Source organism: [Flexibacter] sp. ATCC 35103, assembly GCF_001975985.1.
GTDB lineage: Bacteria > Bacteroidota > Bacteroidia > Flavobacteriales > Flavobacteriaceae > Flavobacterium.
Genome location: NZ_MTQF01000015.1, coordinates 37,807 through 52,085, shown reverse-complemented (window position 1 = coordinate 52,085; position 14,279 = coordinate 37,807). Strand labels below are relative to the sequence as shown.

The 14,279-nt window shown below is 33.2% G+C and carries 14 protein-coding genes; 8 read left to right on the top strand and 6 right to left on the bottom strand.

Features of this window, described 5'->3' with window-relative positions; genetic code table 11:
• Window positions 1-39 precede the first annotated feature (39 nt).
• Window positions 40-1,503, bottom strand: coding sequence for a hypothetical protein (locus BXU01_RS22450; protein ID WP_123774157.1), 1,464 nt, complete (start codon window positions 1,501-1,503; stop codon window positions 40-42).
• A 313-nt stretch (window positions 1,504-1,816) separates the two neighbouring features.
• Window positions 1,817-2,695, bottom strand: coding sequence for a PPK2 family polyphosphate kinase (locus BXU01_RS22445; protein ID WP_055095476.1), 879 nt, complete (start codon window positions 2,693-2,695; stop codon window positions 1,817-1,819).
• Between the two features lie 127 nt (window positions 2,696-2,822).
• Here BXU01_RS22445 and BXU01_RS22440 point away from each other — a divergent pair, with 127 nt between their 5' ends.
• The 7 genes from BXU01_RS22440 (at window position 2,823) to BXU01_RS22410 (ending at window position 9,805) form a co-directional block, all read left to right on the top strand.
• Window positions 2,823-3,659, top strand: coding sequence for a hypothetical protein (locus BXU01_RS22440; RefSeq protein WP_083695835.1), 837 nt, complete (start codon window positions 2,823-2,825; stop codon window positions 3,657-3,659).
• Window positions 3,660-4,009: 350 nt separating this feature from the next.
• On the top strand, window positions 4,010-4,510 hold the full coding sequence (locus BXU01_RS22435; protein ID WP_369819607.1) for an RNA polymerase sigma factor: 501 nt from the start codon (window positions 4,010-4,012) through the stop codon (window positions 4,508-4,510).
• Window positions 4,511-4,512: 2 nt separating this feature from the next.
• On the top strand, window positions 4,513-5,481 hold the full coding sequence (locus BXU01_RS22430; protein ID WP_083695832.1) for a hypothetical protein: 969 nt from the start codon (window positions 4,513-4,515) through the stop codon (window positions 5,479-5,481).
• A gap of 35 nt (window positions 5,482-5,516) precedes the next feature.
• A complete protein-coding gene (locus BXU01_RS22425; protein WP_083695829.1) occupies window positions 5,517-7,679 on the top strand; it encodes a VWA domain-containing protein in 2,163 nt (720 codons plus the stop codon).
• A gap of 91 nt (window positions 7,680-7,770) precedes the next feature.
• A complete protein-coding gene (locus BXU01_RS22420; protein WP_083695826.1) occupies window positions 7,771-8,358 on the top strand; it encodes a phospholipid scramblase-related protein in 588 nt (195 codons plus the stop codon).
• A 112-nt stretch (window positions 8,359-8,470) separates the two neighbouring features.
• Complete coding sequence (locus tag BXU01_RS22415; RefSeq protein WP_083695824.1) at window positions 8,471-9,187, top strand: 3-ketoacyl-ACP reductase; 717 nt, start codon at window positions 8,471-8,473, stop codon at window positions 9,185-9,187.
• A 108-nt stretch (window positions 9,188-9,295) separates the two neighbouring features.
• Complete coding sequence (locus BXU01_RS22410) at window positions 9,296-9,805, top strand: hypothetical protein (protein WP_083695822.1); 510 nt, start codon at window positions 9,296-9,298, stop codon at window positions 9,803-9,805.
• Between the two features lie 353 nt (window positions 9,806-10,158).
• Here BXU01_RS22410 and mtaB read toward each other — a convergent pair whose 3' ends face one another.
• Window positions 10,159-11,493 carry a tRNA (N(6)-L-threonylcarbamoyladenosine(37)-C(2))-methylthiotransferase MtaB gene (mtaB, locus tag BXU01_RS22400; RefSeq protein WP_083695816.1) on the bottom strand — a complete coding sequence of 445 codons (1,335 nt, stop codon included), beginning with the start codon at window positions 11,491-11,493 and terminating at the stop codon, window positions 10,159-10,161.
• 503 nt (window positions 11,494-11,996) lie between these two features.
• On the opposite strand from mtaB, the gene BXU01_RS22395 reads away from it, so the two are divergent.
• Window positions 11,997-12,518: a hypothetical protein gene (locus tag BXU01_RS22395; protein ID WP_083695813.1), complete on the top strand. Its 522-nt coding sequence runs from the start codon at window positions 11,997-11,999 to the stop codon at window positions 12,516-12,518.
• Between the two features lie 108 nt (window positions 12,519-12,626).
• On the opposite strand, the gene BXU01_RS22390 is transcribed toward BXU01_RS22395, so the two are convergent.
• The 3 genes from BXU01_RS22390 to BXU01_RS22380 all read right to left on the bottom strand — a co-directional run bounded on the left by BXU01_RS22390 (window position 12,627) and on the right by BXU01_RS22380 (window position 14,271).
• Window positions 12,627-13,154: a GNAT family N-acetyltransferase gene (locus tag BXU01_RS22390; protein WP_083695811.1), complete on the bottom strand. Its 528-nt coding sequence runs from the start codon at window positions 13,152-13,154 to the stop codon at window positions 12,627-12,629.
• An 11-nt stretch (window positions 13,155-13,165) separates the two neighbouring features.
• Window positions 13,166-13,957 carry a Cof-type HAD-IIB family hydrolase gene (locus tag BXU01_RS22385; protein WP_255373826.1) on the bottom strand — a complete coding sequence of 264 codons (792 nt, stop codon included), beginning with the start codon at window positions 13,955-13,957 and terminating at the stop codon, window positions 13,166-13,168.
• Window positions 13,958-14,052: 95 nt separating this feature from the next.
• Window positions 14,053-14,271 carry a putative signal transducing protein gene (locus tag BXU01_RS22380; protein ID WP_056247511.1) on the bottom strand — a complete coding sequence of 73 codons (219 nt, stop codon included), beginning with the start codon at window positions 14,269-14,271 and terminating at the stop codon, window positions 14,053-14,055.
• Window positions 14,272-14,279: the final 8 nt, after the last annotated feature.

Genomic DNA, 14,279 nt, shown 5'->3' with positions numbered 1-14,279 from the left:
AAGAAATAGTGGAGAACTGTTTTGTAATGACTTAAAAATTTATCTCGCTAAGCCTTTAATGACTACGATTTGACTTGCCTGATTTTCTACAGGACGTTTTGTTCCTCCGTCAACGGCTTTGTATTTTTCAGCTGTCCAGGAATGCGGTTGTATACTTAGCATAAAAGTATCTGGAATACCCAATTGATCAGAAACATCAATTAAGGCACCATATTCCCAAACTCCTTTTTTGTTTGGATCAAGATCTTTTGTAGCTACATTATATTTCGCAGCATCAGGTTGAGTACGACGGTGATCTAATTCTACTACAACTTTCAAATCTTTTGTAGCAATATTGTATTGATAGATGTAAGCATCGTGAGTTTCATCTCCATATCCGTTAGCATCTTCCTGAACATAAACATAGTTTTTAGTTACACAAATATTATCCGGATTCTGAAATTTACCTGCAATTCCTGAACGATTATCACCATCAAGAATAACTTCAAGAGTTCCTTTTAATGGGTCAGCCGCATCAAGATTTAATCTGTAAACTCTACCGTATTTAGTTCTTGAACCATCGGCATTAGTTGTCGTAATATCTTGTCCCGTTACATTAAAATACAATTCGCGATCTGCTTTATCACCACCTTTACGGTAATCTAAATCTTCTACACGACCAAATTTAATCGCTTTCAAAGTATTTACAGCTGCATTAATTTGAGCTCCAGTAAGTGTTGTATGATTATCAATTTTTACAAAAGAAACAGGATACGTTTTACTAACTTCCATATCTTTTTCTCTTTGGTTATCATCGTTTCTTTTTAGCATATACAAAGATCCTCCGGTTAAATCACCCACTGTATTTGATACATACATAAAAACCTGACCACCGTAAGTTCCGGAATCATCATCACCAATAACAACAACTGTTTTTCCTTTGTAAGCTGAAGTACGAAGTGGCAAAGCATTCTCAGCGCTTAAACGACCAAAACCTGCCAATTCTTTAGATACAGAAGCAGTTCCTGCGCTTCCGTAAGGATCTAATGCATGCGTACGCGATTCTTCTCCGGATTCTCCACACGTTAAATAAACCGGTCCAAAACCATGTTCTTCTTGTGTAGCCATAGTTGCACCACACAATCTCCAGGTTCCACCGTTAGAGTTCAACAAATATTCTCCTTTAGTAGGTTTAAAAGTTTTGTCTAGTGTAATTCTCGAAACCGCAAAATTGTCTTCGTTATTTACTAAAAAAGTAAAAGTTCCGTCACTGTTTTTCAATAAACCTGAACCATCAGCTGAACCTCCAAAAATAAATTTAGGACTGTCCGGAAAAACATCATCTGAACTAAAAAGAGAATAAATTTTTAAATTTTCAAAACCTGCTTGTGCCTTCAATAAACTTGGCGTTACAGATTGATCTTTTAACACAACGCTTGTTGGTTCAGTTTCGTCTTTAGAATCGTTATTACAGGATGTAAGTAACGAACCTAAAATAAATAGAGGTAAAATAATTCGTTTCATTTAGCTAAAAATTGGTTTCTATTTTTTTTTACAAAGTAAATACCTACTCTTTAAGTTAAAATGTCTTTGATATTAATAAAAAAACAAGACTTTTACCACAATTGAATTATTTATCTCTAAAAATTAACATTAAATTAGTAATACAAAATACTCATAAACTTACAGTAACATAAAAGCAAAAAAATGAGCCTTATTTCTAAGACTCTTTTTTTAATCGATTTTTAAATTTCGAAGTACAGATAAAACTCCTTACAAAACTTTATGTAGTAAAAATTGTTTTTTGTGTTTTTAGAGAAAATCTATGATATCCTGTTTAATTCTTTTCTAAGGTTTTCTTATAATCTTCAAAATTGGCTTTTATTTTATCGTCTAGTTCCGGCTCTTTAATATCTGTGTATTGTTTCATCTCTTCCCAAATAATTTTGGCGACAATATAACGTGCCATTTCTTTATCATCAGCAGGAACAATATACCATGGTGCATGTTCTGTAGAAGTCTTGTTTATTGCCTCTTCATAATATTCCTGATATTCATCCCAATATTCGCGTTCTTTTAAATCTCCGGGCGAAAATTTCCAATTGTGTTTTCCTTCTTCGAGTCGGCGTAACAAACGTTGGCGTTGTTCTTCTTTACTCAAATGCAGATAAAACTTCATGACAATTGTTCCGTTTTCTGCAATATGACTTTCAAAATTATTAATTTGCTCGATTCTCTTTTTCCAGAATTTTGGCTTAATATCTTCAACAGAATTAATTCCCGGTAAATTCTCTGCCAAAATAAATTCAGGATGTACACGCGTTACCAAAACATTCTCGTAATGTGTACGATTAAAAATTGCAAACTTTCCTTTTTCCGGCAACGCGATATAATGTCTCCACAAATAGTCATGCTCTAATTCAGCCGAATTTGGTGTTTTAAAACTGTGCACCACTACTCCACGCGGATTAAATTCTTTAAAAACTTCCCTGATTAAACTATCCTTTCCCGATGTATCCATTCCCTGAAGGCAAATTAAAACCGAATATTTATTATGTGCATACATCACATCCTGTAAATCGCTGAGTTTTGCTTGTACTTTATCCAGTTTTTCTTCTTTCTCGTCGTCGTCAGCTTTTACTTTTAACAAAGTCGGAATCTTTGATAACTTTATTTTATCTGTAACTTTAAAATCCTTCGGGTCTATCGATTTCATATATCTTTCATTTTTATTACTATAAATATACTAATTTTACGAATTCCGATAACTATCGGAACTGCTATTCATTATAATACTTTTTCATTGCCATCAAGGCTGGGTTTTAGTATTCAAAACAACATTCATGGAAAAATTCACATTAGAAGTATTATTTCAAATCATAGGCATTGGTTCCGCATCAGGATTATTTTATAATAACGATGCTCTTTATATTATTGGCGACAACAGCGGATATCTATACGAATACAACATGCAAAATCAACAATTAAACCAACATGCTTTAATTGATAATCCGTCACAGAATATCCCTAAAAATCTAAAACCAGATTTTGAATCCATAACAAATCACAACGATACACTTTATGTTTTTGGTTCCGGTTCTACTGAAAACCGAAACAAAATGATTGAGTTTGATCTTAAGAATAAAACGATTTTACAAAAAAACAATCTGGTCGATTTATATGGTTTAATGCAAAGTTTTGGCGAAATAAAACCGGAAGATTTTAATCTCGAAGGCGCTATTTTCGATGGAGAAAACTGGTACCTATTCAATCGCGGAAATGGAATCTCAAATAAAAACACCATTTTTACCATTCATGCAAAAAGTCTGGGCGAAGAATTTGCCTTAGTTGCAACAAACTATAAATTACCAAAAATTAAAGGCGTTCGTTCCAGTTTTACCGATGCTGTTTTGGTCGAAGACAAAATCTATTTCCTCTCAACTGCAGAAGATACCAAATCAACTTATGACGACGGGGAAATCTTAGGAAGTTTTATTGGCCGAATCGATCTTAAAACCATGAAAATAGATTTTACGCAAAAAATAACCTCAACTAATAAGTTCGAAGGTTTAACTTTCTATAAAAAAGAGAACAATAAAATCGAGTTTTTGCTTTGTGAAGATAATGATACGGAGTTACTTGAAACTAAGATTTTTAAATTGAGTTTGCCGGTTAAATAACGTTTTAAACACGTTTTATGTCATTACGAGGAACGAAGCAATCACTAAAAAAGCAAATTTGCTAGTCAAAAAAATACTGGATGAGATTACTTCGTTCCTCACAATGACTCCCAAATAGCGTAGAGACGCACAGCAGTGCGTCTCCCGCAAAGAATATCCGCCATAAATACACACCAGACCAAGACGCACTGCTGTGCGTCTCTACAGAAAACCTCTGAACCTTTGCCGCTTTGAACCTTTAAAAAAAAACTTTTTTTAATAACCGTCCCAACCTTTTTATCTTTTCATCTCTCTTTAGTATAAAGACAACAATTGTGATAAACGAAACGCTAATTTCTAACTGCAAAAAAATGAACCGCGATGCTCAGCGTCAGGTTTATGAGCATATGGCTCCAAAATTGTATCGCCTTTGCAAACGATACCTCAAAAAGGAAGAAGAAATAGAAGAAGCTGTGGCTGACGCTTTCTATACCATATTTACAAAACTGGAACAACTTAAGGAAGTTTTAGCTTTTGAGGCGTGGGCACGAAGAATAACGGTTAACCATTGTTTGGCAACTATCAGGAAAAATACCAATTTCAATATGTATCTTGATGATGTCAAATTGCTTTCACAACCTTTTACAGAAGAAATTAATTCATTAGAAGAAGAAGATTTACTCAATTTACTAAACCATATTCCAGACGGCTGTAAAACTGTTTTTAACCTTTTTGTTATTGAAGGTTTTGCACACAAAGAAATAGCCGCGATGCTTAACATTTCTGAAGGCACATCAAAATCACAATTGAATGCCGCTAAAACAAAGCTAAAGGAATTAGTAAATAAATTGTATTACCAAAAAGCAAAATAGTCATGGACAATCAAGATAAAATATTCGATAAATTTAAAGAAGCCGCACATAATGCGGAATCGAAGAGCTTTCCGGGAATGGAGAAAGTCTGGTCTCGCGTAGAAGATAAACTGGATAAAAAAGAAGATAAAAAAACAATTTCGTTATGGAAGAAAATTGCCATCGCAGCTTCTCTTTTATTATTAATATCTCTAAGTTCGCAGTTTATAAAATCAGATCAAAAAACAATTCAAAATCCAAAAGTTGTTGTTAATGAAACCAATAAAGAAGTAATTCAGCAATCTGCAACTGAAAAAGATAATGCAGTTGTTTCAGCAGACTCACCACTTGTACCAAAAGCCGAAGCCGTTAAGATCCTGGAAAAACAAACCCTGCAAAAACAAGCTGTAGCAATACAGGAAGTACAAGGTTCTGTGTCATATGAATCTATATCAAATCAGGCTGATGCTGCACCAGTTGTTGCACCAGTCGTTGCTGCCAATGCACCAATACAATCTGATGATTCTAACGAAGAAGAAAATTCTGTTTTAAAAGACAAAGCAGTTCAAAGTTTAGGATATTCCAGATCTGCAGAGAGAGAATCGGCTAAAATGGCTTATGCTGACAGACCAAATCAAATGGTTAAAAAAAGTGCGCCACTAATTGTTATGAACGGAAATGCAATATCTCATAGCAACGACGAGAAAAGAGATAAAATGATGCAAAATGAACTTTCTAATTTAGAACCTGAAAATGTAGATTCGCTGGTAGTTCTGGATGCCCCGCTATATATTATCGACGGAATCTATTATTCTGAGAATGACTTGTTTGGTAAAAACCCAACAAGTCCTTATGCACCATTGAATAAACAGGAAATTAAAACCATTACAGTTCTTCAGGACTTAGAAGCCACATCAAAATATGGTGAAAAAGGTAAAAAGGGAGTTGTAATAATTACTACTAAAACCGGGAAACCAGCTGCTAAAAACTAGCTAAAAAACAAAATCTTAATTTAAAAATTACTATCATGAAAAACGTAAGACTTATTTCATTAGCCCTTTCTATGCTTATATGTTTCGTATCAATGGCACAGGAAAAAACAATTACCGGAACAGTTACAGACAAGTCAAATCTGGCTCTTCCGGGTGTTACCATTATGGTTCAAAAATCAAAAAAAGCAACACAAACAGATTTTGACGGAAAGTATTCTATTCAGGCACAAACCGGAGATGTTTTGATTTTCAGCTACATTGGTATGAATACTCAAAATGTTACAGTCAAACAATCCAATATAATCAATGTAATATTGCAGGAAAACAGCAATCAATTGCAAGAAGTTGTCGTGGTAGGTTACGGAACATCAGAACAGGAACACAATAGCTATTATCGACCTGTAGAAAAAAGAAGAACATCGAAACCAGCCAGGGAACCGAAAGGCAAAATGGTCAGTTTACCGGTTTCTTCAAACTATGTGCAGGCTGCTCCAAGTCAAAATATGATAATTAGAGGTACTCAATCTATTTCTTCTAAAAATGAACCTTTATATATTGTTGACGGAATTCCGGTGAAGGCAAAACAATTCGCTAAAATTAATCCAAATGATGTTCAGGACGTAAAAGTTTTAAAAGATATTGATGCAACTTCTATTTACGGAAGCAGAGCCTCAAACGGAGTGGTAATTATTGATACAAAAAATGGGATTTATAAAAATCTTACAGAGAATGAACTTAATGAAAAACTGAAAATTGCCAATAATGTTCAGCCTGTAGAACCAAGTCAGGAAGATTATAACACTTTTGTAGAAAATGCTTTCGAAAGCCCTAAAACAGCACCTCTTTCTACATTTTCTATAGATGTAGATAATGCTTCTTATACAAATGTGAGACGTTTTATAAATAACGGACAAGCGGTTCCTAAAGATGCTGTTCGCGTAGAAGAAATGGTAAACTTTTTTAAATATAATTATCCGCAGCCTAAAAATTCAGATCCGTTTTCTATCAATACAGAACTAAGTGATTCACCGTGGAATTCTAAAAACAAAGTCCTTAAAATTGGTTTACAGGGCAAAAACATTCCAACAGAGAATTTACCTGCTTCAAATCTGGTATTTTTAATTGATGTTTCAGGTTCAATGAGTGACATTAATAAATTGCCATTACTGAAACAATCCTTGAGAATTTTGGTAAATGAGTTGAGACAAAAAGACAAAGTAGCGATTGTAGTATATGCCGGTGCTGCAGGTTTGGTTCTTTCTCCAACGGCTGGAGATGAGAAAAAAACAATTACTGATGCTCTTGAAAAATTAAATGCCGGAGGAAGTACAGCCGGAGGAGCAGGAATTGAACTGGCTTATAAAATTGCTACTGAAAATTTTATCAAAAACGGAAATAACAGAGTAATTCTGGCTACTGATGGAGATTTTAATGTAGGAAGTACTTCAAACTCTGATATGGAAAAACTAATTGAAGAGAAAAGAAAAACGGGAGTTTTCCTGACTTGTTTAGGATATGGAATGGGAAATTACAAAGACAGTAAAATGGAAACATTAGCTGATAAAGGAAACGGAAATTATGCTTACATAGATAATATTCAGGAAGCAAACCGTTTTTTAGGAAAAGAGTTTAAAGGTTCTATGTTTGCAATTGCCAAAGATGTAAAAATCCAGATCGAATTTAATCCTAAACAAATTCAGGCATATCGATTAATAGGATATGAAAACAGAAAACTACGTCCTGAAGATTTTAAAAATGATGCAATAGATGCCGGCGAATTAGGAAGTAATCATACCGTTACAGCTTTGTATGAAATTATTCCTGCAGGAGTTAAAAGCAATTATTTAAACGAACAACCGGATGATTTAAAATATACAAAAGTAAAAGAAAGCAGTAATAACTATAATGATGAACTTGCCACTATAAAATTCCGCTATAAAAAACCGGATGGAGATAAAAGTATCGAAATGGTACAGGTAATCGAAAATAAAGCTGTTGTTATAGAAAAAGCTTCTGATGATTTTAAATTTAGCACTGCTGTAGCCTGGTTTGGATTAAAATTAAGAGATTCAAAACTAATTTCGAACAAATCTTCTGAGGATATTTTAAAATTGGCCAGACAAGGACTTTCAAATGATGTTGAAGGCTACAAAGCTGAATTTATTCGCCTGATTGAAGCTGCGAAATTCGATTATTAACGAAGATTTTTTTACATTTGATTTCCTTTTGAAAAATCCTTCAAAAAATATCAGGTAAAAATATTTACAAATTAATCGCAAACTAAATTTAATGAACCCAATACTAAATCAGAATTTGTTTCTTGTAAAAGAACATATCGGAATGTTTAAAGCCGCTAATAACTACGATATTTATAATCCGGAAAGCAATGAAATCATCATGAATTGCAGAGAAAATAATTTGGGCTTTTTTACTAAAATGTTCCGTTTTACAGATTATAAAAGAATGACTCCTTTTGATATTGAAATTACAACAGCTTCCGGCGAAAAAATTATCTCGGTAAAACGCGGAATTGCATGGTTACGTTCGACTGTTGAAGTCTTTGATGAGAAAGATCGTTTAGTGGGAACATTTAAGCAAAAAATATTCTCTATTGGAGGAAAGTTTGAAATCCTGGATAAAAATGAAAAAACTGCAGCAACGCTTCAGGGAAAATGGACTGGTTGGGATTTTAAATTCAGCCATGAAAACAAACAATTGGCCAAGGTAAGTAAAAAATGGGCAGGAATAGGGAAAGAGTTTTTTACAAGTGCTGATAATTATGTACTCCAAATAGAAGAAACTGTTGCACCAGACAGCCCGTTAAGACAATTAATTCTTTCAGCGGTAATGTGTATTGATATGGTTTTGAAAGAATAAATAAGTTGTTAAACTTAGATTAAGAAAATAGCTGAAAGCATCGTTTTAGGAAGCAAAAACTGTATTTTTGTGTAACTAAAATGATGCTTTTTGCATTTCTAAAAAATAAATCATGACAGACTTAAAAAATAAAAATGCCCTAATCACGGGAGCAGGAAAAGGAATTGGAAAAGCGATTGCAATTGCTTTAGCAAAAGAGGGAGTAAACGTAATTTTGGTTTCAAGAACTCAGGCTGATGTCGATCAATTAGCTGCCGAAACTACCGCTTTGGGCGTAAAATCTTTAGCTTTATCTGCTGATGTTTCAGATATTAATTCTATCAATAGCGCTGCAGAAAAAGCTTTAGCTGAATTTAAAACTATAGATATTTTAATTAATAGTGCCGGAATTGCTTCTTTTGGAAAATTCTTAGAGTTAGAACCGGATGCCTGGGAAAGAATCATCCAGGTAAACTTAATGGGAACTTATTATACCACGCGTGCCATTATCCCAAATATGATCGAAAGACAAACTGGTGATATTATCAATATTTCGTCTACGGCTGGATTAAACGGAAATGCTCTAACAAGTGCTTACAGTGCATCAAAATTTGCTGTTCTTGGACTTACAGATTCTTTGATGCAGGAAATGAGAAAACACAATATTCGCGTTACTGCTTTAACACCAAGTACCGTAGCAACAGATATGGCAAAAGATTTAAACCTTACTGACGGTAATCCTGATAAAGTAATGCAATCTGAAGATATTGCCGAATTAATAATTGCACAGCTAAAATTAAGCCGTCGCGTTTTTATAAAAAACAGCAGTATTTGGTCTACAAATCCTTAAAATAAAATTCCAATATTTTTATCCCGAAGCTTCGGGACCAATCTCAAACAAACTTTTTCAAAGCTTAAAACTTTGACAAAGTTCATAACAGCCTTAAAAACTAATCACATGGAACAATATTTAAGACAATTAATTGCAATAGAATTTACAGATAAAAAAGAACTTTTTACCGGTTTCCTTATTGATTATTCTGACGACTGGATTTTGCTGCGAAATAATCCCGAAGATTTTATATTGGATGGTTTTGTAATTCTGAAAAATAAAAATATCGAAGCTGTACACAGAGATCAGGATCTTGAATTTACTGAAAAAGTAATTCGCTTGAAAGGCTTAAAAACAAATGCAGAAGATATTATTCCAATTAGAGATTTAAGCTCGATCCTGACGTATGTAAATAACAAATACGGTATTTTTCAGATTTCTAAGAAATCAGCAAAATCAGCTTATTTAGGAAAACTAATTGAATTAAACGACGAAGAATTAACGATTGATTTCTTAGATATAAAAGGTCAGTTTGGAGGAGAATTGAGTTTTAATCCACAAAAAATAAGAGTTATTGAATTTGATACGGATTATATTAATTCTTTGAAATTAGTGATTCCTGAAGATCCGAAGTAAATATTTTGAAACAATTACGTTTATAACCTTTGTCAAAGTTTTGAACTTTGACAAAGGTATAAAACCAGAAAGCCCTTTTTTAATAAAAAGGGCTTTCTGGTTTTATATTGTTAGTGTGGTTGCTTCGTTCCTCGCAATGACAAACTAAGCGATCAATCTTTGCAGAGTTACTTGCGAAGATTTCTCGTTCCTCGAAATGACAAACTAGACGGAAATATTATTATCAAAATGTTTGCCCTAGCCCCGATAGAAGTGGAAATCCTTTTGTGGCGATCCCGAGGCTTCGGGAGCCACAAAAGATTGAAACGTCCCGAGGCTTCGGGAGCGGGATTAGCTCCTGAAAAAAAATATATTTAAGCCTCAGCCAATTTATTTATAAACTCTAAACGAACGCTTCCGTCTTCGTCGATTTTTGTTAGATTAATTTCTTGTAATGTATTTACTAATTCAGGATTCCAGGGTGTTTTTACTTTTACGTAATTTTCTGTAAAACCGTGAATGTATCCTTCTTTATTTTCACTTTCGAATAAAACTGTTTTGTTAGATCCTATTTGACTTTCGTAAAAAGCACGACGTTTTTTAACCGATAATCCGCGTAACATTTTGCTTCGTTTTGCCCTAACATTTGCAGGAACAACTCCAGCCATATTTGCAGCTTCTGTATTATCTCTTTCAGAATAGGTGAATACGTGTAAATATGAAATATCCATTTCATTCAGGAAATGGTAGGTTTCTAAAAAATGCTCATCGGTTTCACCGGGAAAACCAACAATAACATCAACACCAATACAAGCATGCGGCATTACTTCACGAATTTTATTTACGCGTTCTGTATATACTTCACGTAAGTAACGGCGTTTCATTAATTTTAAAATATCATTACTGCCTGACTGTAACGGAATATGAAAATGAGGAACAAAAGTTCTGCTTTTAGAAACAAATTCGATTGTTTCATTTTTCAATAAATTAGGTTCGATTGATGAAATTCTCAAACGCTCAATTCCGTCTACTTTGTCCAATGCCTGAACCAAATCAAGAAAAGTATGTTCGTGTTTTTTATTTCCAAATTCCCCTTTTCCGTAATCACCAATATTTACTCCTGTTAAAACAATTTCCTTAATATTTTGAGATGAAATTTCTTTGGCATTTTGTAAAACATTCTCTAATGCATCACTTCTCGAAATTCCTCTTGCTAACGGAATGGTGCAATACGTACATTTATAATCACAACCATCCTGAACTTTCAGGAAAGCACGGGTACGATCTCCAATAGAATAACTTCCAACATAGAAATCAGCTTCAGAAATTTCACAGGAATGAACTTCACCCATATCATTTTTGCTCAAATCATGAATATAATCAGTGATTTTAAACTTCTCAGTTGCTCCCAGAACCAAATCAACACCATCAACAGCGGCTAATTCCTCCGGTTTTAATTGCGCATAACATCCTACTGCAGCGACAAAAGCTTTGTCATTAAGTTTCATTGCTTTTTTTACAACCTGCTTAAATTGCTTATCGGCATTATCTGTAACTGAACAGGTATTAATGACATAAATGTCTGCTATTTCTTCAAAGTCAACACGATCAAAGCCTTCATCGTTAAAGTTTCTGGCGATTGTAGAAGTTTCTGAAAAATTCAATTTGCAACCAAGCGTATAAAAAGCAACTTTTTTTCTATTTTCCATGGGAATAAACTACGTTTTAAGTAGTAAGATATTATATTTACATCTCTTTTGAAGAGTTTGCAAATTTACATACAATATTCTTTAAAATAAAATCAATAATATACTATATATCAATATTTTGAGACAAAGTTATATTTCAATACATCATAAAAACAATAAAACAAACGAAATAAGCGCTGAATAAAATTTATGCATTAAAAATAAATTTATGTTTTCGATAAGAATAAAATGACAAAATCATCGATTAAGTGCAAATAATATCGATTAAATACATTTTTAAGCGTATTAAATTGAAATTTTCTTACATTTAACTTTGTTTAAATTATTTTTTAGAAGTAATTTCACTTTATCAAAAAGCAGTTAAATAAAATTATATTATTTAAACAATAATTAAGTCATAACAATTTTGATTTTCCATCGTTATGTTGTTGTTTTGTTATTATAAAAAATGGGAATGCCGAAAACCAGAAAGAGTAGGCAACAATTAAAAATTAAAACTCCATATGAAAGCATTTTTACCCACAATCTGCTTGATGTTCTTAACCATTTTTAGCTCTCAGGCGCAAACTGCTGCTCCAGCTCCTGCGAATCCATTTCCATCTATTAGTACATTGACAAACTGGGCGAGTTTAAACTCTCAATCACAGTTTGATATTGCAATTCGTGCGGTTGGATTTAAATTTGAAGTAAAAGAACCAGGTGAAGGCTCAACTGCTTACACTTATATTCGTAAAGTAACCGTAAATGAAGTAAACTATACTGATAGGATTGTTTATAGAATTACCAGTAACAATTCAGCAAGTATTATTTCATTAGTAACTGCTTCTACTGATTTGGTAAGCCTATACACGCCTCAATTAGCAACTTTTAAAAATAACAATTGTAAAACTGAAATGTCGAAAGATAAAAACACGACTTGCAGCTGTTACGAAAGTGCAAATTTTGCAATCGATCTTTGCGACGAGCGTGTTAAATTGACAATGGGTGACGGAAATAAATATTTTGTTTCTGTAGCTAAAAAATAATATTTAATATTTTTTATAAAGTATTAAAAACTACGAGCTGTTTTCCAAATCTTTGCAGATCTTAAATAATAAGGCTACAAAGATTTGGAACGCATTTCTTAGGAGTTTTTATATGTTTGGATTTTTTAATTCATACCAAACTTCTAATTCTTCTTCGTATTCAAAAGAATTTATGTAACGCAAACCCAGCTTTTCAAGAATTCTTCTGGAATTTTCATTTCCTGCATCTGCATAAGCGTAAACCGCATCTATTTTCATTATGTTAAAAGCATAGTCTATAAAAGCTTTTCCAGCTTCAGTAGCATATCCTTTTCCCCAATGTTTTTCGATGAAACGATATCCAATTTCATAAAAATCTTTATGATTATTGATTTCATTGGTAATGAATTTTATACCGGACCAACCCAAAAACTCATTCGTTTCTTTTAGAATTACAGCCCAGCGGCCAATTCCTAAATCTTTGTATTGCTTCTGAATATTTTTTATTTGACCCAGACTTTCCTGAATACCTTTTACGGGTTTATTTCCCAGAAAAAGATGCACATTAGGATTAGAATCCAATTCGAACATTCCGTCAACATCTGACAAAAGTAATTCCCGTAAAATAAGGCGATCAGTTTCTATTGGTTCTTTCATCCCAAATAAGTTTAATTCAAAATATAACGTTGCACAACCTCTGCAACTCCATCATCATTATTTGAAGCTACAATTATATTTGCTCTGTCACGCAATTCAGGCGTTACATTATCAACCCAAACTCCAAGTCCCGCATATTCGATCATTGTGAGGTCATTTCCTGCATTGCCTACAGCAATAATTTCACTTTGATGAATATTTAGCTTTTCAGCCAATATTTTAATACTTGCTGCTTTATCAATACCGTTTTGAGCTGCCTCTAAGAAAAAAGGCTTAGACATTGCAATACTCAAATGAGGCATTGCTGCTTTTAAATCCTTCTCTACTTCTTTTAAATAAGAAGGCTCTGCCAATAAAATACATTTTACGGCAGGTTTAGTAACTGCTGCTTTAAAATCAGACACTTTATTGTGTGGCAATCCGGTGATTTCTTTTTCGATTTCTATATACTCAGAATCTGTTTCGCTTATAATTTCACCATCAAGATAAGTAATAATATGCGTTTTCATTTTTATACTATAATCGTATAAATCATGAATTTGTTCCGGTGTTAAACATTGTTCAAATAAAACAAGATCATCTTTTACTGTACTGATTACAGCACCGTTAAACGAAATAATATAAGAATCATTTAAATCTAATTGTAAGTCTTTTGCATAAGCTATCATTGCAGATGTTGGTCTTCCTGAAGCCAGGACTACATAAACTCCTTTTGCCTGAGCTTCAAGAAGTACTTTTTTGTTAAGCGCTGAAATTTTATGATCGTCTGTCAACAAGGTATCATCCATGTCGAGCACTAGCATTTTATATTGCATATTTTTTGAGTTTTCAGTCGCAGTCACAATTTACAGTGCTATAACTGTTTACTGTAACTGAATACTGAGACTATTTACTTTCTTTAGATACTCATTCTGAATTCTTCAATAACCGGATTTGCCTTTGCAAAATCTGTTTCCTGAATGAATACTTCAACTGCTAAATCAGATTGTCCAAAACCTCCCAAACGAGCTGATTGAATATTATCTTTTTTTACTGTTTCTACTCCGGCTTGCTCTAATCTTTCCTGCAAGGCAAGCGCTAAAACTTCACTTCCTGAATACACTTTCATTAATCCCATTATATTCT